The sequence below is a fragment of the Noviherbaspirillum sp. genome (assembly GCF_036563305.1).
GTDB lineage: Bacteria > Pseudomonadota > Gammaproteobacteria > Burkholderiales > Burkholderiaceae_D > Noviherbaspirillum.
Genome location: NZ_DATCMQ010000004.1, coordinates 391232 through 414256, shown reverse-complemented (window position 1 = coordinate 414256; position 23025 = coordinate 391232). Strand labels below are relative to the sequence as shown.

The following is a 23025-nucleotide window of genomic DNA, read 5'->3' as shown; positions in this document are numbered from 1 at the left end:
GCCCATCATGTACAGCGCGCCGTGCGCAAAGTTGATCACATTGAGCAGGCCGAAGATGACCGCCAGGCCGAGCGACAGCATCGCGTAGAACGAGCCGTTGACCAGGCCCAGCAGCAGCTGGCTCAGCAACGCTTGCAGGGGGATGCCGAATAGTTCCATAGGTGGTAGCAAAAAAGAACTGCAGGAAGATGGGCGCGCATGACGCCGCACCCAATGGGCTTGCGCCTTTCCCCGCCCGGGGAAAAGGTTCGGAGGGAGGCGGCGGTAGTGCCGCGTGGCGCCGCGGCGACCGGAAGATGCCCGGTACGGCGCGGCTTCCGGAGGTCTTGCCGCCTCCTCCCCCCTGGCCCCTTCCAGCGCTGGAAGGGGATGGTCCGTTACTGCACTAGCCGGTAGACCGCTTCAGCTTACTTCCAGAGCGAGCACTTGGATTCGGCCTTGGTGGTCCACGCCTGGTCCGCGGGGATGGTCTGCACCACCTTGTAGTAATCCCACGGGTACTTGGACTCGGACTTCTTCTTCACTTCCATCAGGTACATGTCGTGCACCATGCGGCCGTCGGGACGGATCTCGCCGTTCTTTGCGAAGAAGTCGCTGATCTTGGTCTTCTTCATCTGCGCCATGACCTTGTCCGGGTCGTCGGTGCCGGCCGCCTTGACGGCGTTCAGGTAGTGCACGGTTGCCGAATAGTCGGCTGCCTGCAGCATCGACGGCATCTTCTTCATCTTCTCGAAGTAGCGCTTCGACCATTTGCGGGTATCGTCATTCAGGTCCCAGTACCAGCCGTCGGTCAGGTACATGCCCTGCGTCAGGTCGAGGCCAAGCGCGTGCACGTCGTTGATGAACATCAGCAGGCCGGCCAGCTTCATCGACTTGTTGATGCCGAATTCGTTGGCCGCCTTGATCGAGTTGACGGTATCGCCGCCGGCGTTGGCCAGGCCGAGGATCTGCGCCTTGGACGACTGCGCCTGCAGCAGGAAGGACGAGAAGTCGGAAGCCGACAGCGGATGCTTGACGCCGCCGACGATGGTGCCGCCGGAAGCCTTCACCACGTCGGACGTGTCTTTTTCCAGCGACGCGCCGAACGCATAGTCGGCAGTCAGGAAGTACCAGCTCTTGCCGCCCTGCTTGACGATCGCGCCACCGGTGCCCTTGGCCAGTGCAACCGTGTCGTAGGCGTAGTGGACGATGTATGGCGAGCACTCCTCATTGGTCAGGCGCGCCGACGCGGCGCCGATGGAGATGAAGGGTTTCTTCTTCTCGGTCGCGACCTTGGCCATCGACAGGTTGGTGCCGGAGTTGGTGCCGCCGAGCAGCATGTCGATGCCTTGCTGGTCGAACCACTCGCGCGCCTTGGAGGCGGCGATGTCCGCCTTGTTCTGATGGTCGGCATAGATGAACTCGACCTTCTTGCCGTTGATCGCGCCGCCCAGGTCGGCGATCGCCATCTTGATCGCCTCGACGCCGCCGGCGCCGTCGATGTCCGCATAGAGGCCGGACATGTCGGTGATCAGGCCGATCTTGATGACGTCACCGGAAATCTGCGCGGCGGCGCCTGCAGACACGCCCATGGATACTGCGGCCGAGACGGCCAGTGCAATTGCTTTCAACTTCATCTCTCTCTCCTTTGTTATACAAAGCCACCGGATGGCGTGCTTGCTTATACGCCGAGCAGGGAATTCAGCACGGGCATTTTGTTGTTCAGTTCGGATGATGCGAAGGACTCGACGATCTGGCCATGCTCCATCACATAGAAGCGGTCGGCCAGCGGTGCGGCGAAGCGGAAATTCTGCTCCACCATCACGATGGTGTAGCCCTTGGCCTTGAGCGTGGTGATCATGCGGGCCAGCGCCTGCACGATGACCGGCGCGAGGCCCTCGGAAATCTCGTCCAGCAGCAGCAGGCGCGCGCCGGTGCGCAGGATGCGCGCCACCGCCAGCATCTGCTGCTCGCCGCCGGACAGGCGGGTGCCCTGGCTGTAGCGGCGCTCCTTCAGGTTGGGGAACATGTCGTAGATCTCCTCCACCGACATGCCCGCATCGCTGCGCGACACCTGCGGCGGCAGCATCAGGTTCTCCTCCGCAGACAGCGAAGAGAAGATGCCGCGTTCCTCGGGACAATAGCCGACGCCGAGGTGGGCCACCTTGTAGGTCGGAAAGCTGATTGCCTCGGTGCCGTCGATCCTGATCGACCCCTTGCGGGCGCCGGTCAGACCCATGATCGCGCGCAGCGTCGTGGTGCGTCCGGCGCCGTTGCGGCCGAGCAGGGTGACCACTTCACCGCGCTCCACCGTGAGGTTCACGTCATGCAGGATGTGCGACTCGCCGTACCACGCTTGCAGGTTGCTGATCTGTAGTGCGGGTACCGACATCAATGCGCTCCTTGCAATTCGCCCGCGGCGGTGCCCATGTAGGCCTCCATCACCTGCGGATTCTTCGAGACTTCCTCGTAGGTGCCTTCGGCCAGCACCGCACCCCGCTGCAGCACAGAGATGCGGTCGCTGATGCCGGCAACGACGTTCATGTTGTGCTCGACCATCAGGATGGTGCGTCCGGCGGATACCTTCTTGATCAGCTCGGTAACGCGGTGGACGTCCTCGTGGCCCATGCCCTGGGTCGGCTCGTCCAGCAGCATCAGTTCGGGCTCCATGCCGAGCGTGGTGGCGATCTCCAGCGCGCGCTTGCGGCCGTACGGCAGGTCCACCGTCATCGTGTCGGCAAAGGACTCGAGGTCGACCTGCGCCAGCAGCGCCATGGCCTTGTCGTTGAGCTGGTTCAGGGTCTTCTCGCTCTGCCAGAACTTGAAGGAATTGCCGAGCGGGCGCTGCAGCCCGATCCGCACGTTCTCGAGCACCGTCAGGTGCGGGAACACAGCGGAAATCTGGAATGAGCGGATCACGCCCTGCCGGGCGATCTGCGACGGCTTGGCCATCGTGATGTCGCGCCCATTGAAGAGGATCTGGCCCGAGGTCGGCACCAGGAACTTGGTAAGCAGGTTGAAACAGGTGGTCTTGCCCGCGCCGTTGGGGCCGATCAGCGCATGGATATGTCCGCGCTCTACCTGCAAATTGACATTGCTGACCGCCGTGAAGCCCTTGAACTCCTTGGTCAACTGCCTCGTCTCCAGTACTACATCTGCCATGGGTTCTCCCTGTTGGCTATTCTTAGCGTCGTGCGCCGCCTTCCCCTGCCCGATCTGCAGCTTCGCGGACAGGTCATGCCCGGCGAATTGCACAGTACACATTAGGCCCCGGGGGGAGGCAATACGGCGGGTAATTCTTCTGCCGTTTGTTTGGCCTGTATCAATTCCATACATGTCTTGACAACAGGCAACGCGGGCATGTTAGCAGCATTTTTGCCGCTCCAACAACTCCTTGTGAAAATGCTTCCTGCGTCGGCGCCGATCAGGGCGCGAGCGCTGCCGCCTCCTTGCCGGCAGGCGGCGATACCGCGATCGCCGAGCTGCGCGCGCGTTCGGCCCTGATCCATGCAGCGGCCTTCTCCGCGATCATGATGGTCGGCGAGTTGGTATTGCCGGAAGTGATCAGCGGCATGACCGATGCATCCACCACGCGCAGCCCCCGCACCCCTTTCACCCGCAGCTGGCTGTCGACGACCGCCATCGGGTCGTCACCGCGCCCCATCCGGCAGGTACCGACAGGATGAAAGATGGTAGTGCCGATGTCGCCGGCGGCCTTCGCCAGTTCCTCGTCGGTCCGGTAGTGCACGCCGGGCTTGAACTCCTCCGGCGCGTACTTGTGCAGCGCCGGCTGGGCGACGATGCGCCGCGTCAGCGCCAGTGCGTCCGCCGCCACCTTGCGGTCCTCCGGGGTGCTCAGGTAGTTGGCGGTGATTTTGGGGGCCGCGTGGGGATCGGCGGAAGCGATGCGCACATGGCCGCGCGCCGTCGGACGCAGGTTGCAGACGCTGGCGGTGAAGGCCGGGAACGGGTGCAGCGGTTCGCCGAAGCGTTCGAGCGACAAGGGCTGCACATGGTATTCGAGGTTCGGCGTGGGTTGCGACGGGTCGGAGCGGGTGAAGGCGCCGAGCTGCGAGGGCGCCATCGACATCGGCCCGCTGCGGGTCATCACATATTGCATGCCGATGCGCATCTTACCGAACCAGTTGCCGGCCATGGTATTCAAGGTCTTCACGCCCTTGACCTTGTAGGCCATGCGCAATTGCAGGTGATCCTGCAAATTCTCCCCGACGCCGGGCAGGTCGACGGCCACCGGGATGCCGTGCTTCTGCAGCAGCGTGCCGGGCCCGATGCCGGACAGCTGCAGTATCTGCGGCGAGCCGACCGCGCCGGCGGTGCAGATGGTCTCCCGGGTCGCCTCGGCGAACCATTCCGTTCCACCGCCGGTGAATTCCACGCCGGTACACACCGTGCCCTGCCCGGTCTGCTGCAGCCGCAGGCGTTTCACATGGCAACCCGTCATGATATCCAGCTTGCCCTTGCGACCGAGGGTCGGGCGCAGGAAGGCGCGGGCGGTATTCCAGCGCAGCCCCTTCTTCTGGTTGACCTCGAAATAGCCGCAGCCTTCATTGTCGCCGGTGTTGAAGTCGTCGACCTTGGGAATGCCGAGCTGGGCGGCCGCGTTGCGGAAGGCGTCGAGGATTTCCCAGGACAGCCGCTGGCGTTCAACCCGCCATTCGCCGCCCGTTCCGTGATACGCGTTGGCGCCCCCGTGGTAATCCTCGGTCTTGCGGAACACCGGCAGCACGTTCTGCCAGCGCCAGCTGTCGTCGCCGGTGATGTCGGCCCAGCTGTCGTAGTCGCGTGCCTGGCCGCGCATGTAGATCATGCCGTTGATCGAGGAACAGCCACCCAGCACCTTGCCGCGCGGGTAGATCAGGGACCGGCCGTTGAGGCCGGCGTCGGCCTCGGTGCGGAACAGCCAGTCGGTGCGCGGGTTGTCGATGCAGTACAGGTAGCCGACCGGGATATGGATCCACACGTAGTCGTCCTTGCGCCCGGCCTCGAGCAGCAGCACCGAAATCCCGGCGTCCTGGGCAAGCCGGTTGGCGAGGACACAGCCGGCAGAACCGGCGCCGATGATGATGTAGTCGTATTTGCCTGCAGATTCCACGGCGTGCTCCTGTCTTTTGGTGCGTGTCCCGCTCGCTGACGAGAACGGCGGTTTTTTATTTTATTTTTGATGTATACGGATAGTAGTAGTTGTTAACATGCCCACCTTCCTGTGGATAAGTCGGTTTACTACTTTCCTTTCAAAGGCTTGCCGTCGGCACAACCGGCTGGATAAGCACTGTACGGGATGAGGACGGATTCGGGACAAAAACCGCTGTCCCCGCGTCGTCCCGGCTTGTCCCGTTAACGTCCTCCGCTTACCCACCGGCTTATGCACAAGCGTCCTTGTCTATTTCGCCACCGGCATCGTGAATTCCGCCCCCTTGGCAATGGAATCCGGCCAGCGTTGCATCACCGACTTGTAACGGGTGTAGAAGCGGATCCCCTCTTCTCCGTAGGCATGGGCGTCGCCGAACAGTGAGCGCTTCCATCCGCCGAACGAATGCCAGGCCATCGGCACCGGGATAGGCACGTTGATACCGACCATACCGACCTCGATGCGGCAGGAGAATTCACGGGCGGTGTTGCCGTCCGATGTGAACAGCGAGACGCCGTTGCCGAACTCATGCCCGTTGATCAGCTGCACGGCAGATGCGAAATCCGGCACACGGACGATGCACAGGACCGGCCCGAAGATTTCCTCGCGATAGATCTTCATCTCGGGGTGCACGTGATCGAACAGCGAGCCGCCGAGGAAGAAGCCGCCTTCATGGCCCGGCACCTTCAGCCCGCGGCCGTCGACCAGCAGCTTTGCGCCCGACTGCACGCCGTCCTCGATATAGGACTCGATCTTCGCCTTGTGCTGCGCGGTCACCACCGGACCCATCTCGGCATCGGCTTCCATGCCGTTCTTCACGACCAGGGCACGCACCCGCGGGACCAGCGCCTCGACCAGCCGGTCGGCGATGCCGCCCACCGCCACCACCACCGAGATCGCCATGCAGCGTTCGCCGGCAGAACCATAGGCCGCACCCATCAGGGCATCCACCGCCTGGTCGAGGTTCGCATCGGGCATCACGACCAGATGGTTCTTGGCGCCGCCCAGCGCCTGTACCCGCATTGGATACGGGCCCTTGCGTTTCGCGCCCTCGGTATAGATGTATTCGGCGATCGGCGTCGACCCGACGAAGGACAGCGCATTGACGTCCGGATGCTGGAGCAGCGCATCGACCGCGACCTTGTCGCCCTGCACCACGTTGAACACGCCGTCCGGCAATCCGGCTTCCTTGAACAGGTCCGCGATCATCAGCGAAGGCGACGGATCGCGTTCCGATGGCTTGAGGATGAAGGTGTTGCCGGTGGCGATCGCCATCGGCGCCATCCACATCGGCACCATGAACGGGAAATTGAAGGGCGTTACGCCGGCGGTGACGCCGACCGGCTGGCGCAGCTGCCAGTTGTCGATGCCGCCGCCGATGTTGTCGGTGTACTGCGTCTTCAGCAGCTGCGGCGCGCCGGTCGCGAATTCCACGACTTCCAGGCCGCGCGTGACTTCCCCCTTCGCATCCGAGAACACCTTGCCATGCTCGCGGGTGATGGCGGCGGCCAGCGCGTCATGGTTCTTCTCGATCAGTTCCTTGAAGCGGGAGAGGATGCGGGCCCGCTTCAGGGGGGCGGTGTCAGCCCAGGCCGGCGCAGCGTTGCGCGCGGCCTCGACCGCCGCATGGACTTCCTCCACGCTGGCCAGGGCGACCTGCGCGGTCGCTTCGCCTGTCGCCGGATTGAAGACATCCTGGCTGCGGCCGCTGTGCGATTCCACCACCCGGCCGCCGATATAGTGACTGATGCGCTGATTGTTCATAAGGATTCCTTTGGCTGAAAGACGATTTTCATCAGCATATCGACCGGACAGGGACGCATCCAATGAGTTCTTGTCAAGTTCCATATAAAGCGGTTTTATAATTCCGCATGGACCTCAATCAGCTTCGCGCCTTCGTGACCGTCGCGCAGGAAGGCAATCTGACCCGCGCCGCACAGCGGCTGCACCTGACGCAGCCGGCCGTCAGCCTGCAGATCAAGGCCTTGCAGACCAGCCTGCAACTGCAGCTCTTCAGCCGGACGGCCAGCGGCATGGCGCTCACCGACGACGGCGCCAAGCTGCTGCCCTTTGCCGAAAGGGTGATGGAGAGCGTGGCCGAATTCCGGCAGGGCGCCGCGGCGCTCCATTCGACCCTGTCCGGCAGCCTTGCCCTCGGCACCATCCTCGATCCGGAATTCATCCGCCTCGGCGCCTTCCTGCGGCGCCTGGTCGAGAGCTATCCGCAGGTCTCCACACGCCTGCAGCACGGGATGTCGGGCTGGGTGCTGCAGCAGGTGCGCAGCGGGCAGCTCGACGCCGGGTATTACCTCGGGATGCCGCCGAAGGAATTCCACGGCCAGGTACTGACCGCCTTCACCTACAACGTGGTGGCGCCGAAAGGATGGAAAAGCCGGGTGGCGGGCAAGGACTGGCCGGCACTGGCGCGGCTGCCATGGATCTGGACGCCGCCGGAATCGGCGCATCACCGGCTGCTTACCAGCACCTTCTCCAGGTACCGGGTCGTCCCCAACAAGGTGGCGATGGTGGACCAGGAGCCGTCGATGCTCGACCTGGTGAAGTCGGGCGTCGGCCTGTCGCTGGTGCGCGAGTCGATCGCGCTGCGGGAAGCGCATGCCCACGGCCTGGTGATTGCCGACGCGGTCACGCTCAATACCGACCTTACCTTCATCAGCCTCATGCGCAGGCGTCACGAGCCGGCGATCGCCGCCGCGTTTGCACTATTGCAAGGTTTGTGGCGGCACTGATCCGGATGCGGCTGTGGACAACCCTCTGGACAGGCGCGGGATGTAAACGGGATAAGCCGTGAAATCAGGCGCAGCCGGATTTTGTCCCAAATCCATCCCTTGTCCATACAACGCTTGTCCGAGGGCTTTTCCCGAGCGCAAGCAATTGATCCACAAGCGGTTAACCCACTTATCCACAGAAAGGCCCCTGCGTTAACCATTACCACTACTTGTATACATCAACAGCAATGTGAAAACCCGCTTCCTCTTGCCAGCCGCCACCTTGCCGCAAACACCGTTAAGCTATTGCCTTTCCTTCCTGCCAAACGCCTCATGAATCACCTGCACACCACCAACCAGCCGTACCGGCTTGGCCTGGTCAGCGCCCTGCACCAGGAGCAGGCCGGGCTGATCGCGCTGCTGGAAAATGCCCGGACGGTGACGCGGGGCATGCGCGATTACACCAGCGGCCGGCTGTGGGGCATGGAATGCGTTTGCGTCCTGTCGCGGATCGGCAAGGTTGCGGCGGCGGCAACGGCGGCAACCCTGATCGAACGATTCGGGGTGACCCATATCCTGTTCACCGGCGTCGCCGGCAGTGTGGACAGGCGTGTGAAAGTCGGGGATATCGTGGTGGCGGACGCGCTGGTGCAGCACGACATGGACGCCAGGCCGCTGTTTCCCCGAGGTGAGGTGCCGTTGCTCGGACAATCGCTATTCGCCACCGATCGCGGGACGACGGACAGTGCGGGCGCTGCCGCCTCCGCCTTCCTCGGCGACGGGCTTGCGGACGGCTTTGCAGGTATTCCGGCGGCAGACCGGGAAGCCTTTCGCCTGGTGCAGCCGACCGTGCATCGCGGCCTGATTGCCAGCGGCGATGCCTTCATCCACCAGCGGGAAACGCGGGCCGCGCTGAAGGAGGCTTTTCCCGCACTGCTGGCGGTGGAGATGGAAGGCGCGGCGGTGGCCCAGGTGTGTTTCGAGTTCGGCGTGCCATTCGCGGTGGTCAGGACCATTTCCGACGGCGCCGATGAAGGCGCGCCGCTGGATTTCATGCAATTCATCGATCGCATCGCGGCCCGCTACGCCCACGGGCTCGTCCGGCGTTACTGTGCATCCTTACCCGCCGGCCGCTGAGGCCATCAACGCCGCGCACTCGTTGGTTTCGCCCGGCCCGACCTCGACCAGTGGCAGCAACGCCGCCGCCAGCGGGGCGAAGGCGCCGAGCGCCAGCGCGCCCCCGGCGCGCAGGGCCAGCATGCCGCGGTCGGCCTCCATGACCGGATCGCGGAAACTGCCGGTCAGGTGCAGCGGCGAGCGCAGCGACACCAGGTGGACGCCCTTGCTCTCCGGGTAAAGCGTCAGCCCCAGCCTTTCCGCACCAAGATCAACCTTGCCGTCGAGATGGATCCTTGCCTCCTCGGTGTCGAGCACGAATGCGCGCGGCCGCAGCACGCCTTTTTCAATCAGGAAGTCGCCGACCGCGCACTGTATCCCGACGGGGCGGTCGCCGAACATGCGGGTCACCAGCATGCTGCCGAAGTTCATCCCCATGCGGTCGAGCAGCAGCTTGCTGACCGAACCGCGATTGACCGCCGCCCTGAGCTCGCCGGCGGACGCGCCGATCATCCCGGCGAAGGAATTGCCGCTGCCGCGCAGGGCCGCATCGACACTCAGCTCGCCGGTGCCGGCGTGGCCTTCCGGCGTCTTCGGCAGCAGACGGGCCAGCTTCAGGCGGCGTGCCGACACGGTCATCTCGCCTTCCACCGGGCGGCGCCGGCCATCCAGCCGCAGCGCCGCATCCAGGGTGCCCCCGGCGACGCCGAACTGCAGGGGCGCAAGCGTCAGCACGCCCTCCTGCAGCCGGACATGGGCGGACAGCTTTTCGACCGGCAGTTCATGGCGCCGCGTCGCCTTGTCCGCGCTCAGCCGCACGTCCGCATCGATGCTGTTCCAGCGCTCGGTGCGCAGGGGCTCGACAGGAAAAATCCGGTCGCCGGGTTGCGCCGTCCTGTTGCCGCGGCGCTTGCGGCTGGCGGCGGAATCGACACCCAGCAGCGGGGCCAGGTCGGCCACCCGCAGCAGGCGCGACGCTACCTCGCCCTCCAGCGTCGGGCGCGGGGTGCCGGACCGGTAAGCCAGGGTGCCGGCAAGGTCGGTCGCGCCCACCTTGCCGCTGAAGTTCTCATAGCGCCAGTGCACGCCTTCCGCCGTGCGCCGTGCAACGAGGCGGCCATCGGTGGCGTACGGCGGCGTCTCCGGCAGCACGATGCCGGTCAGGCCCCATAGCTGCGCCATGCTGATCCCGCTCACCTTGAGCTGCAGGTCGAGACCCGGCGCGCCGGCGGGCGCACGCAGGATACCGCCGGCAGCAATCCTGGTGCTGCCTGCACGCAGCTCGATGGCAAGTGGAAAGGCTGCCGTCTCGTCGTGCAAGTCGAGCTGCCCGCCGCTGCTGCCGCCGCCTTCCAGCGACGCGGCGCCGAGGCTGCCGCGCAGGCGCCAGTCGAGCGCATACAATGCGGTCGGTTCGGGTCGCGGAACGGCCTCCGCGGTCACCCGCAGTTTTCGCACGGCGTCATCAATGACGACGCGGCCGTGGTTGACCACCAGGCGGCGGACCGCGAACTGCCAGCCGCCCTCTTTTTCGCCGAAGGTCCAGTTGTCGCGCCCGTCGGCGGTGCGCTCGAGCAGGAGCTCCGGCGCATCCAGCGCGAGCGCGGGGATGACGATGCGCTTCTGCAGCGCCGCGACCGGATCGATGGAAAAGCTGAGCCGGTTCACCCTGGCCATCTCGGGATGCTGCGACCAGCCAGCGTTGCCGAGCACGACCTGGTGCGCCTGCAGGTGCGGCCAGGGTATCCAGGCACGCCATCCGGATGCCCCCGGCGGCGCCTGCCAGGTCAATTCCAGGTCGCCCTGGATGGCAACACTGCGCCCGGTCGCCGTCCCGAGCTTCTGCTGCACCCATGGCCTGGCGCGGTTCCAGTCGGCTTCCAGTAGCAGGGCCAGCCCGAACGCCGCCGAGGCGGACAGCAACAGTCCGCCGGCGAGGGCGATGTGGGACGCGCGTGGCATTCCGGTCAGACCCCCAGGAAGGACCGGCGTTCTGGATTGTGCGCCCGCGCAAGGCGAATGACGTGCAGACAGAAGCGCAACGGCGGGAGGCCAAAAAAAAGCCGGCCCGAACGGATCGGGCCGGCTCGTCGGCATCGGGCGGGTCGCCTTGCAGGCGTCAGCCCGGGGTCATTCCCTGGTCATGCGCCGAGCGTCATCAGGCTGGCGTTGCCGCCGGCGGCGGTGGTGTTGACGCAGACCGCGCGCTCTGCCACCAGGCGCCATAGCGGAACCGCGTTGCCACCTTCGGCCTCGACGACCGGCACCAGGGCGTTGTCGCGGGCGGCGAGCAGGGGCAGCAGGGCCGGCAGTTGCGGCCGCTCCAGCAGGGCCGCCTGCAAGGATTCCGCCGCAAGCTGCGCCCGCTCGACCACCCGTACCGCATGGCGCGCCTCGGCCGGGATGCCGGCCGGCAGCAGGCGCGCCGTTTCGCTGTCGAGCACCGCCCGGTTGCCCGTGGCAAAGCAGGCGGCGAGCTGGTTCAGCAAGCCGGCCACGCTGGACGCGGCGCACAGTACCTGTCCGCGCGGCGCGAAGGCGAGGCTGTTGCGTTCGCCGGTCGGGCCAGGCAGCACCATGGCCGTATCCAGCAGGCTGGCGTGCATGTAGCTGTCGCCCAGCTCGGCCACCTGCGCATGGCCGTGGGTCGCGGCCCAGCGCACCAGGCTCTCGAGCGCCGGCTGCACGCTGCTCGCCGCCTTGCTGTGGATGGTGTGCGCCGCCTGCGCGACGGCGGCATGGCGCTGCAGGCGCTTCAGGTAGAGCGGACCGCCCGCCTTCGGGCCGGTGCCGGACTTGCCCTCGCCGCCGAACGGCTGCACCCCCACCACGGCGCCGACGATGTTGCGGTTGACGTAGATGTTGCCGACGTGGGCGCGCGCGGTGATGAAGTCGATGGTCTCGTCGATGCGCGAATGCACGCCCAGCGTCAGGCCGTATCCGCTGGCGTTGATCGCCTCCACCAGTTGCGGCAGCTGGTCGCGCCGGTAGCGCAGCACATGCAGGACCGGGCCGAACACTTCGCGCTGCAGCCGGCCAAAGCTGTCGATCTCGATGACCGTCGGCGGCACGAAAGTGCCGTTGCGGCAGGATGCGGGCAAGTCGAGCTGGTACACCTTGTGGCCGTCCGCCTTCATGCGGGCGATGTGACGCAGCAGGCCCTGCTGTGCTTCGGCGTCGATCACCGGGCCGATATCGGTGGCGAGGCGATCCGGGCTGCCGATGCGCAGTTCCTGCATCGCGCCCTTCAGCATCTTCAGCGTGCGGTCGGCGATGTCGTCCTGCAGGCACAGCACGCGCAGCGCGGAGCAGCGTTGCCCGGCGCTGTCGAAGGCCGAGGTGATCACGTCCTGCACCACCTGTTCCGGCAGCGCGCTGGAATCGACGATCATCGCATTCTGCCCGCCGGTTTCGGCGACCAGCGGGATCTCCCTGCCCTCGTCGGCCGCGCGTCGCGCCAGCGTCCGGTTGATCAGCTGCGCGACCTCGGTCGATCCGGTGAAGATCACGCCGGCGACGCGGCTGTCCGCGGTCAGCGCCGCGCCGACCACCTCGCCGCGTCCGGGCAGGAACTGCAACGCGGCCCGCGGGACGCCGGCCTCGTGCAGCAGCTCGACCGCGCGGAAGGCGATCAGCGGCGTCTGTTCGGCCGGCTTGGCGAGCACCACGTTGCCGGCGGCGAGCGCCGCGCTGACTTCGCCGATGAAGATCGCAAGCGGGAAATTCCAGGGGCTGATGCAGGTCACCGGGCCCAGTGCTTCCGCCGGTGGCGACTGTCGCACCTGGGCCGCGTAGTAGCGCAGGAAGTCAACCGCCTCGCGCACTTCGGCAATTGCATTCGGCAGCGACTTGCCGGCCTCGCGCACGGCCAGTGCCATGAACTCCGCCATGTGCTGCTCCAGCAGGTCGGCGCCGCGGTCGAGCAGCTGCGCCCGCTCCGCCGGCGCGACGGCCTGCCACTGCGGGGCACAGGCAGCCGCGGCCTGCAGTGCGATTTCCACGTCCGCAGCATCGGCTTCCGTCACGCCGCCCACCAGGTCGAGGTGGTCGGCCGGGTTGACCACCGGCTGCGCCGGCGCCCGTTGTTCACGCTCCTGCGCCAGCAGCGGACCGGCGTGCCACTGGCGGCCGGCGTAGCTGTCGAATGCCTGGTCGACCAGGCGCAGCAGGTTTTCGTTGCTGAGGTCGACGCCGGCCGAGTTGCGCCGCTCCGTCCCGTACAGGTCGACCGGCAGCGCAATCATCGGATGCGGTTCGCCGCCGAGGGCGGCGGCGGTGGCAAACGGATCGGTGACCAGGGTATCGATGGCCACGTTCTCGTCCACGATCTGGTTGACGAAAGACGAGTTCGCGCCGTTCTCGAGCAGGCGACGCACCAGGTAGGCCAGCAGCGTCTCGTGCGAGCCGACCGGCGCATAGATGCGGCAAGGCTTGCCGAGCTTGTCGGCGCCCACGACCTGGTCGTACAGCGTCTCGCCCATGCCGTGCAGGCACTGGAACTCGTAGTCGGTGACGCCGCGCTCCGCGGCCCAGGTATGGATGGCCGACAGCGTATGCGCGTTATGGGTGGCGAACTGCGGATAGATCACGTCGGTGAGCCCGAGCAGCTTCTGGGCGCAGGTCAGGTAGGAGACGTCGGTGTACACCTTGCGGGTATAGACCGGATAGCCAGGCATGCCGTCGACCTGCGCGCGCTTGACCTCGGCGTCCCAGTACGCGCCTTTCACCAGGCGCACCATGAACTTGCGGCCGCTGCGGCGGGCCAGGTCGGCCAGGTAGTCGATCACGAACGGGCAGCGTTTCTGGTATGCCTGCACCACGAAGCCGATGCCGTCGAAGCCGGCCAGGGCCGGGTCGTGCGCGAGCGCTTCCATCAGGTCGAGCGAAAGTTCGAGGCGGTCGGCTTCCTCGGCATCGATGTTGAGGCCGATGCGGTATTGCATGGCTAGCAGCAGCAGGGCCTTCAGGCGCGGCAGCAGTTCGTCCATCACGCGCGCATGCTGGGCGCGCGAATAGCGGGGATGCAGCGCCGACAGCTTGACCGAGATGCCCGGGCCTTCCTTGATGCCGCGGCCGTTGGACGCCTTGCCGATGGCATGGATCGCCTCCTCGTACGCCGCGTAGTAGCGCTTCGCGTCCTCCTCGGTGAGCGCCGCCTCGCCCAGCATGTCGTAGGAGTAGCGGTAGCCGCGGCTCTCGTTGGCCCGGCTGTTGGCGAGGGCCTCGGCGATGGTCTGGCCGGTCACGAACTGGTTGCCCAGCATGCGCATCGCCAGGTCCACGCCCTTGCGGATCAGCGGCTCGCCGCCCCTCGCGATCAGCTTGGTCAGCGCGCTGCCGAGTCCCTGTTCGCTGTTGGTCGAGACCAGCTTGCCGGTGATGAGCAGGCCCCAGGTGGCGGCATTGACGAACAGCGAAGGGGACTCGCCGAGATGCTTGCGCCAGTCGCCCTTGCTGATCTTGTCGGCGATCAGGCGGTCCGCCGTCTGGTGGTCCGGAATGCGCAGCAGCGCCTCGGCCAGGCACATCAGCGCCACGCCCTCTTCCGACGACAGCGAGAATTCATGCATCAGCGCGTCGACGCCCGATGCGCGGGTGCGCTTCTCGCGCACGGCGGACACCAGCCGCCGCGCCAGCGCCTGGGTCTGCTGATGCGACGCCGGCGTGAAGCGCGCCTGCCCCAGCAGCCATTGCACCGCCTCGCGCTCGTCGCGGCGATAGGCGTCCGTGATGGCCTGGCGCAGGGGCGTCGGCGCATGCAGGATCTCGGCGTGGAAGGCGGAAAACGGCACCGCGCCAGCGGCGGCGGGATGGGTTGCAGTCAGCATGGTGGGCAAGAATCCGATAAAAAATAATGATTGGATTGTATGGACGATCGCTAAGGATTAATTCTGGAAATAGGCTTCGCTATCAGAATTTTCTATTTTGTGGGAGAATCCCACCGAACAAAATTCTCGGCGGTGCTGCATGCTCGACAAAATCAGCAAGAAAATCCTCTCCGAACTGCAGAACGACGGGCGCATCAGCAACGTCGAGCTGGCCTCGCGCGTCAACCTGTCGCCGGCCGCCTGCCTGGAACGCGTGCGCAAGCTGCAGGAGGCCGGATACATCCTCGGCTACAGCGCCACCCTCAATCCCCAGCTGCTCGACGTCTCGCTGCTGGTCTTCATCGAGGTGGTGCTCGACCGCACCACGCCGGAAGTGTTCGAGGCCTTCAAGCGCAGCGTGCAGGTCATCCCGGAAGTGCAGGAATGCCACATGGTCGCCGGCGGTTTCGACTACCTGGTCAAGGCACGGGTGAAGGACATGAACGCCTACCGTGAATTTCTCGGCAAGTCGCTGCTGCAACTGAAAGGTGTGCGCGAAACCCATACCTACGCGGTGATGGAAGAAGTCAAGAACACCACCCGGCTGCCGATCCGCTGACGTCGCCTGCTTCAGCCCGCCCGACGCCTCTCCGCCGATTCCCCCTCTGGCATCTGCCGCCCGGAAACACACCCATTCCACCAACGCCTCCCTGCGACCTGAATCAAGCCGGCAATTCCTTCCCGTAAGAACCAAGGCGCGGTGATGCAGTCGAAAAATGCGTCGAGGCCGGCCATCGGGCCGGTCGCTGTCTTGCTCAGTTGCAAGGCCATTTCCTATTGCGCCGGGCTGAGGCGGCGCAAGGAGTCCTGGTGCAGAACAACATCAATACCTACAAGATCATTGCCGAGAACGCGCTCGATCCCATCTTTGTGACGGATACGCACGGCCTGATCCGTTTTGCCAATCGCGCGGCGGAAAAGGTGTTCGGCTACCGGGTGGATGAATTCATCGGACAGGCGGTGCACGGCATGTTGCATCACTCCCACCCGGACGGCACGCATTTCAGCGCGGAAGAGTGCGTGCTCGTGCAGTCGTACGCCTCCGGCGTCGCCGTGGAAGACGTGGTGCAGCAGTTCGTGCGCAAGGATGGCGGCTTCATCACCGTATCCTGTTCCCTCACGCCGGTGGCGCAGGACGGCCAGGCGATCGGCCATGTGCTGTTCGTGCGCGACATCTCGAAACGCGCCGAGGCGGAGCAGGCCCGGCTGGCGAACGAGCGCCGCTTCCGGGTGCTGACGGATGCGATGCCGCAGATGGTCTGGATGCTGGCGCCCGACGGGTCGATCATGTTCGTCAATGCGCGCTTCAGGGAGTACTTCGGCGAACTCGGCGCCGGCGACGACCCGATCTCCCCCATCCATCCCGACGACGCGCAAGGCAACCGCGAGGCGCTGGAAGAGGCGTTGCGCACCGGCACCGAGTACCGCATCGAACACCGGGCCCGCCGCCGCGACGGCATCTACCGCTGGTTCCTGAGCCATGCCGTGCCCTTGCGCGACGAGGCCGGCAACGTGAGCGCTTGGTACGGGACCTCGACCGACATCGACGACATCCGGCGCGCCAGCGAGGTCCTTCGCAAGAGCCGGGAAACCTTGCGTCTGGCGACCGAGGCGGCAAACCTCGGCCTGTGGGACTACTACCCGCAAAGCGGCAAGCTGGTCTGGAGCGAATCCGGCAAGCGCCTGTTCGGCCTGCCGCCGGATGCCAGGCTCACGTTCGAGCGCTTCCTCGAGCTGGTCGATCCGGACGATCGCCAGCGGGTGCAGGCAATGACGCTGGAAGCGGCGCAGGGCAGCGGCGGGCGGCTCGACCTGCAATTCCGCGCGGCCGGCGCCGACGGCCGGCTGCGCTGGTTCCGCGTCTACGGCAAGAGCATTGCCGATCCCGCCGGCACGCTGGTGCGCTTCATCGGCATCACGATGGACATCACGGAGACCAAGCTGGCCGAACAACGGATACGCGACGCCTCGCAGCGCGATGCGCTGACCGGCCTGCCCAACCGCGCGCTGTTGTTCGAGTACTGCACGCACCTGCTCGCCATCGCCCAGCGCACCCGCAGCAGCGGCGCCCTGCTGTTCATCGACCTCGACCGCTTCAAACCGATCAACGATACCCACGGCCACGACGTCGGCGACGTGGTCCTGCGGCAGGTGGCGAAGCGGCTGCTCGACTGCACCAGGCAGGAGGACATTGTCGGCCGCCTGGGCGGGGATGAATTCGTGGTGGCGCTGCCGCATCCGGACGACACCTACGGTCCCGCGACGGTCGCGCGCAACATCATCCGCCGCATCAGCGAACCCTACTACATCGGCGACCTGCAGCTGCAGCTGTCGCCGTCGGTCGGCATCAGCCTTTATCCAGCGCACGGCGACACGCTGGACGCGCTGATCAAGTGCGCCGACGCCGCCATGTACGAGGCCAAGAAAACCGGACCCGGGCGCTATCACTTCTATGCGCCGGCGGAGGACGACGGCAGCGAACGGGTGCAGCTGATCGAACGCCGGCTGCGCGAGGCGCTGGACAACGACGACCTCATGCTGCACTACCAGCCTGTGCTGGACCTGGAAAGCGGCAGTCCGGCCGGTGTCGAAGCCCTGCTGCGCCTGCCGCTGCCGGGGCACGAGCCCTTGCTGCCCGATGAGTTCATGCCGGTGGCGGAAGCCGCCGGCCTCGTCACGCGGCTCGGTGAGTGGGTGGCGCGCGAGGCCTGCCGGCAGCACCAGGCATGGCGCGAGGCGGGCTTGCCGAGCATGAGCATCGCGATCAACGTCGCGCCCCAGCAGTTCCGCCAGCGCTCGTTCGTCGCGCAGCTTGCCGAGAGCGTGCGCCGCAGCGGCATGGACCCATCCTGCCTGCAGATCGAGCTCAAGGAAAGCACGGTGCTCGAGGACGTTCCCGACACCATCGCCTCGCTGCAGGAGCTCCGTTCGTTTGGCATCCGCGTCGCGCTGGACGATTTCGGGATCGGGTACTCCAGCATCGGCCTGCTGAGCACCCTGCCGATCGACAAGCTGAAGATCGACCAGTCCTTCGTCAACGGCATCGGCCACGATGCGAAGAGCCAGACCATTACCGACACGGTGCTGGCGCTCGGCCGATCCCTGCACCTGGAAGTGGTCGGTGAAGGCATCGAATCGGAGGAGGTGTTCGACTACCTGCGCGACCAGGGATGCGACCAGGCGCAAGGCTATTTCCTCAGCCGGCCGTTGTCGGCGGAGGCGTTCGAGCACTGGTACCGCGACACCTATACCCCCGAGCAGGTGCTGCACTGAGCGGCAGGGCCGCCGCTGTCATCAATCGGTCATACGCCGTACATCCCTGCGTCACAAAACTTTCCTACGATGCCGGTCGTGGAGCCTCTGCGCACCGGCGCCGGGCTCGCACCCACCTGGAACGGCATGGCATGGACATCGTGATCATCAAGGATGGAGACGGCTACCGGCTGCTGCATGGCCATCTCCGCCTGGCCAACATCCTGCGCACCAATGGCGAAGCCATCGTGCACGTGCAGGGCGAAGGCGAGGTGCGCGTGGTCCGTGTCCGCAACGAGTACATGGCGGGGCGCGACGGCAAGCAGAAGCCGCTCCACAGGCATTGACCGGTTTTCGCCGGACAGCGGCGCGGCGGCCCAAGCCGCGCCATCACTTCGACAACAGGAATCCAGCACCCATGAACGACAAGATCCGCGGCGCACTGCCGGCAGAGGCCGAAGACATCGGTACCAATACCTCGGACAATCCGACTTTTGAAAGCGTGCTGAACGCCAGGCTGAGCCGCCGTTCCATCCTCAAGGGCAGCTTCGGCGCGGCGACCACGGTCTTCTTCGGCGGCTCGCTCGCCGCCTGCGGCGGCAGCTCCGGCGACGCCGTCGCCGCTGCCCCCGAGGCCGCCACGCAAACGCCCAAGTCCCTGAAGCTGAACTTCAACGCGGTGGCGAAGAGCTTGGCCGATGCCGTGGTCGTGCCTGCCGGTTACACCGCGTCGGTACTGTACCGGCTCGGCGATCCGATCAGCAACGCGGTTCCCGCCTATGCCAACGACGGCAGCGACAGCGCCGCGTCCTTCGCGTTGCGCGCCGGCGATCATCACGACGGCATGCATTACTTCGGCCTCGGCAGCGGCGGCAAGTACGATCCCGCCTCCAGCAATCGCGGCCTGCTGGTGATGAACCATGAAGCGATCACGCCGGTATACCTGCATCCGGACGGCGTGACCATCAACGGTACGACGATCAAGAAGTATCCGTCGTCGATACCCGAAACCGGCTACAACCGCACGGTCGCGGACGAAGCGATCAAGGAGATGAACGCCCACGGCGTCAGCGTGATCGAGGTAAGCAAGACCGGCAACAGCGTCAGCTACGACAAGGGATCCTCCTTCAACCGCCGCATCACGACATTCACCGAGATGGCATTGTCGGGACCGGCCGGCAAGACCGCCTACATGGTGACGGCATTTTCGACCGACGGCGCGAAGACACGCGGCACCATCAACAACTGCGCCAACGGCTATACGCCGTGGGGCACCTACCTGACCTGCGAGGAAAACTGGGCGAGCTACTTCCGCCGCCTGGCCGCCAACGACAATGCCAAGCGCACCGCGAAGGAACTCGCCTCATTCGCCCGCTACGGCGTCGCCGGCGTCGGCCGCGAGCTGTGGGCGACGCTCGCGGACAATCCGGGCGAAACCAGCTTCCAGCGCTGGAACGCCGAGGTGACCGGCGTTTCCGCCGATGGCAGCGACGATTTCCGCAATGTCCCCAATACCTACGGCTGGGTGGTGGAGATCGACCCCTTCAGCGCCGCCTCGATGCCCAAGAAGCGCACCGCGCTCGGCCGCTTCGGCCACGAGGGCGCCTGGCCGGGGCCGGTGGTGCCCGGCAAGCCGCTGGTCTGGTACATGGGCTGCGATTCGCGCAACGAATACATCTACAAGTACGTCTCCAATGCCGCCTGGGACCCGGCCGACATCGGCAAGGGCATGGCCGCGGGCGACAAATACCTGGACGACGGCAAGCTGTACGTGGCGCGCTTCAACGCGGACGGCAGCGGCGACTGGATCGAGCTGAAGTTCGGCAGCAACAACATCACTGCCGGCTACGCGCCCTACCCGTTCAGCGACCAGGCCGACGTGCTGATCAATACCCGTCACGCTGCCGACGCGGCCGGCGGCACCAAGATGGACCGCCCGGAATGGGGCGCCGTGAACCCCGCCAACGGCGAGGTCTACATGACGCTCACCAACAGCAATGCAACCGCGCGCACATTGGCCTCGACCGACGCCGCCAACCCGCGTTTCTACAACGATCCCAAGGGTGCGGCCGCCACGGCGCAGAAAGGCAATCCCAACGGCCATGTGATCCGCTGGGCGGAGAACAACGGCGACGTCTCCGCCGCCGGCTTCAAGTGGGACATCTTCCTGTTCGGCGCGCGCAGCACCGCGGACAAGGCCAGCGTCAACGTCTCCAACCTGACCGCCGCCAACGACTTCTCCAGTCCCGACGGCCTCTGGTTCTCGAAAGGCACCGGCGTGCTGTGGATCCAGACCGATGACGGCGCCTATACCGACGTCACCAACTGCATGATGCTGGCGGCGGTGGCGGGCAGGGTCGGCGACGGCGGCAGCAAGACCATCGTCAACGTCGATGGCGCGACGACCAAGAACGTCGTCACGCACGTCGGCGCGGCGCCCGGCGAGACCAACCTGCGCCGTTTCCTGGTCGGTCCGAAGGAGTGCGAGATCACCGGCATCGCCGAGACGCCCGATGGCCGCACGCTGTTCGTCAATATCCAGCACCCCGGCGAAGACAGCACGCCCAATTTCGCGTCCCCCGCGAGCTTCGGCAGCCACTGGCCGGATGGCGGCAATGCGCGGCCGCGTTCGGCCACCATCGTCATCACCCGCGATGACGGCGGCCTGATCGGCGGCGAACTTAGCTGACTGTCTGCACTCCGAGGCTAGGACCAGCGCGCGACGGCGCGCAGGTTTCCAGTGCAAAACTATTGCGGCTGCTCAATTCTATAAAGCAATATCTTTGCCTAAAAGTAGTGAAAGTCGGCTTAAAAGCCGGCTTTTTTATTTTCTACGGGAACGTTACTTTCGTCCGTCCTTCTAAGCAGGCTGTGACGCATAAGAAAGTTGGGGCTGAGGAATCTTGCGCGGGATAAATGCTCGCGCATTCGCTTCCAGCATCCATTCCCGCGATCCCCTCTTCCGCCGTGCCCCTGTTGCATCGGCCGGTCACATCACCAGGCTCGGCAGCGAAGCTGCTGTTTTACTAGCGCACCGTGTGCATTGCAGGAGAGGCTATTACGTGCTGAAGCCAAAAGTCCTACTCGTCAACGATCATCCCGCAAGCCTTCTGGCGCTGCAGACCCTGCTCGTCAACGGTCCCGACGCCGGATCCTACGACGTGGTCACCGCCGATTCCGGCGCCGCCGCCCTGCGGGAAGTGCTCACCCACCATTTCGCGGTCATCCTGCTCGACGTGAGCATGCCCGGCATGGACGGCTTCGAGACCGCAGAAACCATTCACTCCCATCCGCGCTCCGCCGCCACCCCGATCATTTTCGTCACCGCCCACTATGCCGACGAGATGAACCGGCTCAAGGGCTACCAGCAGGGCGCCGCCGACTACCTGATCAGTCCGGTCATCCCCCAGATCCTGTACAGCAAGATCGCCGTCTTCATCGAGCTCGAAAAGAAGAACATGCAGCTGCAGGCGCAAAAGGAAGAGCTGGCGGCCCTCAACCGCAACATGCAGGTACAGCAGATGGAAGACCTGAAGCGCATCAACGCGGCGCTCGAAATCGAGATCGTCGAACGCCGCCAGGCCGAGGAGCGGGCGAACGCCCTCGCGACCAAGGACCCGCTGACCGGGCTGCTCAACCGACGCTCCCTGACCGAGCACCTGGAGCATGCGGTCGCCCGCGCCTCGCGCAACGGCGAGCGCCTTGGCCTGCTGTTCCTGGACATGGACAAGTTCAAGAGCATCAACGACACGCTCGGCCACGATGGCGGCGACGAGCTGCTGCTCCAGGTCGCGAGCCGGATTACCGGCTCCGTGCGCAGCGCCGATGTCGTGGCGCGCCTGGGCGGCGACGAATTCGTGGTGCTCATGGAAGGCCTGCCCAGCTATAACGCGGCAGCCGAGGTCGGCCGCAAGATCATCCGCGCGCACGAAACGCCGTTCAGCATCGCCTCGCAGAGCATCCGCACCTCGGTCAGCGTCGGCATCAGCCTGTTCCCCCAGGACGGCACCACGGTCAATGAACTGATGCGCAGCGCCGACCTGGCGATGTACCACGCCAAGAAGGAACGCACCGGCACCGTCCAGTTTTTCCGGGAGGAGCTCAACGCCCGCATGGTCGAACGCTGCCAGATCGAGCATGAATTGCAGCACGCGCTGGAGAACAACGAGTTCGAGCTGTACTACCAGCCCAAGGTCGAGGCCAACACCGGACGCATCGCGGGTGTCGAAGCCCTGCTGCGCTGGCACCATCCGCGGCTCGGCCTGCTGAGCGGAGGCCAGTTCATGGATGCAGCCACCGATACCGGGCAGGTGGTGCCGATCGGTGAATGGGTGATCGGCGCGGCCTGTGCCCAGGCGCGGCGATGGCAGGACCGCGACGGCATCTTTCCCAACCTGCCGATTGCAGTCAACATCGCGATTCCACAGATCTACGCCGGCCTGCCCGACGTCATCGAGCGCTCGCTGCGGCAGCACCAGGTGCCGCCTTCCAGCCTGCAGCTGGAGATCACCGAATCGCTGCTGATCGAGGATGTCGAAAAGGCGACCTCGGTGCTGCGCGAGATCAGCGAAAGCGGCATCACGATCGCGATCGACGATTTCGGCACCGGCTATTCGTCGCTGTCGGTGCTCAAGGCCCTGCCCATCGACATCCTCAAGATCGATCAGTCCTTCGTGCGCGACCTCGGCAAGGACCTCGGCGACAACGCGATCGTCGAAGCGATCGTCAACATGGCCCGTGCCCTTGCGCTGCGGGTGGTCGCCGAAGGCGTCGAGACCCGTGAACAGCTCGATATCCTGCGCGACCTCGGCTGCGACGAGCACCAGGGCTATTTCTACAGCAAGCCGATGCCGGCCCACCTGCTGGCCGGCCAGTATCTGCAGGCCACCCACGCATAAGCGCTACTCCCCAGCCGCGGCGTCCGCGCCCCACCGAT

General features: G+C 65.5%; 14 protein-coding genes and 1 pseudogene. 7 read left to right on the top strand and 8 right to left on the bottom strand.

The genetic code is table 11. From position 1 onward, the window contains the following. From VIM12_RS02815 to VIM12_RS02790, 6 genes and pseudogenes are all read right to left on the bottom strand, one after another. Positions 1–159: pseudogene (locus VIM12_RS02815) on the bottom strand (branched-chain amino acid ABC transporter permease); the annotation flags it as partial. A 248-nt stretch (positions 160–407) separates the two neighbouring features. Beyond that, complete coding sequence (locus VIM12_RS02810; RefSeq protein ID WP_331940089.1) at positions 408–1616, bottom strand: ABC transporter substrate-binding protein; 1209 nt, start codon at positions 1614–1616, stop codon at positions 408–410. 44 nt (positions 1617–1660) lie between these two features. Further along, on the bottom strand, positions 1661–2371 hold the full coding sequence (locus VIM12_RS02805; RefSeq protein WP_331940088.1) for an ABC transporter ATP-binding protein: 711 nt from the start codon (positions 2369–2371) through the stop codon (positions 1661–1663). Next, positions 2371–3141 carry an ABC transporter ATP-binding protein gene (locus VIM12_RS02800; RefSeq protein ID WP_331940087.1) on the bottom strand — a complete coding sequence of 257 codons (771 nt, stop codon included), beginning with the start codon at positions 3139–3141 and terminating at the stop codon, positions 2371–2373. The genes VIM12_RS02805 and VIM12_RS02800 overlap by 1 nt, the downstream gene beginning before the upstream one ends. A 262-nt stretch (positions 3142–3403) precedes the next feature. Beyond that, a complete protein-coding gene (locus VIM12_RS02795; protein WP_331940086.1) occupies positions 3404–5092 on the bottom strand; it encodes a GMC family oxidoreductase in 1689 nt (562 codons plus the stop codon). Between the two features lie 288 nt (positions 5093–5380). Continuing rightward, on the bottom strand, positions 5381–6892 hold the full coding sequence (locus VIM12_RS02790; protein WP_331940085.1) for a CoA-acylating methylmalonate-semialdehyde dehydrogenase: 1512 nt from the start codon (positions 6890–6892) through the stop codon (positions 5381–5383). A gap of 107 nt (positions 6893–6999) precedes the next feature. On the opposite strand from VIM12_RS02790, the gene VIM12_RS02785 reads away from it, so the two are divergent. Both VIM12_RS02785 and VIM12_RS02780 read left to right on the top strand, forming a co-directional pair. Next, positions 7000–7875, top strand: coding sequence for a LysR family transcriptional regulator (locus VIM12_RS02785; protein WP_331940084.1), 876 nt, complete (start codon positions 7000–7002; stop codon positions 7873–7875). Positions 7876–8187: 312 nt separating this feature from the next. Then, positions 8188–8991, top strand: a complete 804-nt coding sequence (locus VIM12_RS02780) for a 5'-methylthioadenosine/adenosylhomocysteine nucleosidase (RefSeq protein ID WP_331940083.1) — start codon at positions 8188–8190, stop codon at positions 8989–8991. On the opposite strand, the gene VIM12_RS02775 is transcribed toward VIM12_RS02780, so the two are convergent. Together VIM12_RS02775 and putA are read right to left on the bottom strand one after the other, a co-directional pair. Next, positions 8974–10932, bottom strand: a complete 1959-nt coding sequence (locus VIM12_RS02775; RefSeq protein ID WP_331940082.1) for an AsmA family protein — start codon at positions 10930–10932, stop codon at positions 8974–8976. The two genes, VIM12_RS02780 and VIM12_RS02775, sit on opposite strands and share 18 nt — an antisense overlap. 179 nt (positions 10933–11111) lie before the next feature. After that, complete coding sequence (gene putA / locus VIM12_RS02770; RefSeq protein WP_331940081.1) at positions 11112–14798, bottom strand: trifunctional transcriptional regulator/proline dehydrogenase/L-glutamate gamma-semialdehyde dehydrogenase; 3687 nt, start codon at positions 14796–14798, stop codon at positions 11112–11114. A gap of 139 nt (positions 14799–14937) precedes the next feature. Between putA and VIM12_RS02765 the strand changes: the two genes are divergently transcribed. From VIM12_RS02765 to VIM12_RS02745, 5 genes are all read left to right on the top strand, one after another. Beyond that, positions 14938–15396 (top strand): Lrp/AsnC ligand binding domain-containing protein, encoded by a 459-nt coding sequence (locus VIM12_RS02765; RefSeq protein ID WP_331940080.1) that lies wholly within the window; start codon positions 14938–14940, stop codon positions 15394–15396. A gap of 251 nt (positions 15397–15647) precedes the next feature. Continuing rightward, positions 15648–18110 (top strand): sensor domain-containing protein, encoded by a 2463-nt coding sequence (locus tag VIM12_RS02760; RefSeq protein WP_331940079.1) that lies wholly within the window; start codon positions 15648–15650, stop codon positions 18108–18110. 131 nt (positions 18111–18241) lie between these two features. Then, positions 18242–18436: a hypothetical protein gene (locus VIM12_RS02755; protein ID WP_331940078.1), complete on the top strand. Its 195-nt coding sequence runs from the start codon at positions 18242–18244 to the stop codon at positions 18434–18436. A gap of 71 nt (positions 18437–18507) precedes the next feature. Then, positions 18508–20778: a PhoX family phosphatase gene (locus VIM12_RS02750; protein ID WP_331940077.1), complete on the top strand. Its 2271-nt coding sequence runs from the start codon at positions 18508–18510 to the stop codon at positions 20776–20778. Between the two features lie 373 nt (positions 20779–21151). After that, positions 21152–22987, top strand: coding sequence for a putative bifunctional diguanylate cyclase/phosphodiesterase (locus VIM12_RS02745; RefSeq protein WP_331940076.1), 1836 nt, complete (start codon positions 21152–21154; stop codon positions 22985–22987). Positions 22988–23025 lie beyond the last annotated feature (38 nt).

What these genes read in the sequence shown, in the direction of transcription:
- VIM12_RS02810 (WP_331940089.1), bottom strand. Translation starts at nt 1,616, where the DNA reads ATGAAGTTGAAAGCAATTGCACTGGCCGTCTCGGCCGCAGTATCCATG.
- VIM12_RS02805 (WP_331940088.1), bottom strand. Translation starts at nt 2,371, where the DNA reads ATGTCGGTACCCGCACTACAGATCAGCAACCTGCAAGCGTGGTACGGC.
- VIM12_RS02800 (WP_331940087.1), bottom strand. Translation starts at nt 3,141, where the DNA reads ATGGCAGATGTAGTACTGGAGACGAGGCAGTTGACCAAGGAGTTCAAG.
- VIM12_RS02790 (WP_331940085.1), bottom strand. Translation starts at nt 6,892, where the DNA reads ATGAACAATCAGCGCATCAGTCACTATATCGGCGGCCGGGTGGTGGAA.
- VIM12_RS02785 (WP_331940084.1), top strand. Translation starts at nt 7,000, where the DNA reads ATGGACCTCAATCAGCTTCGCGCCTTCGTGACCGTCGCGCAGGAAGGC.
- VIM12_RS02780 (WP_331940083.1), top strand. Translation starts at nt 8,188, where the DNA reads ATGAATCACCTGCACACCACCAACCAGCCGTACCGGCTTGGCCTGGTC.
- VIM12_RS02775 (WP_331940082.1), bottom strand. Translation starts at nt 10,932, where the DNA reads ATGCCACGCGCGTCCCACATCGCCCTCGCCGGCGGACTGTTGCTGTCC.
- putA (WP_331940081.1), bottom strand. Translation starts at nt 14,798, where the DNA reads ATGCTGACTGCAACCCATCCCGCCGCCGCTGGCGCGGTGCCGTTTTCC.
- VIM12_RS02765 (WP_331940080.1), top strand. Translation starts at nt 14,938, where the DNA reads ATGCTCGACAAAATCAGCAAGAAAATCCTCTCCGAACTGCAGAACGAC.
- VIM12_RS02755 (WP_331940078.1), top strand. Translation starts at nt 18,242, where the DNA reads ATGGACATCGTGATCATCAAGGATGGAGACGGCTACCGGCTGCTGCAT.
- VIM12_RS02750 (WP_331940077.1), top strand. Translation starts at nt 18,508, where the DNA reads ATGAACGACAAGATCCGCGGCGCACTGCCGGCAGAGGCCGAAGACATC.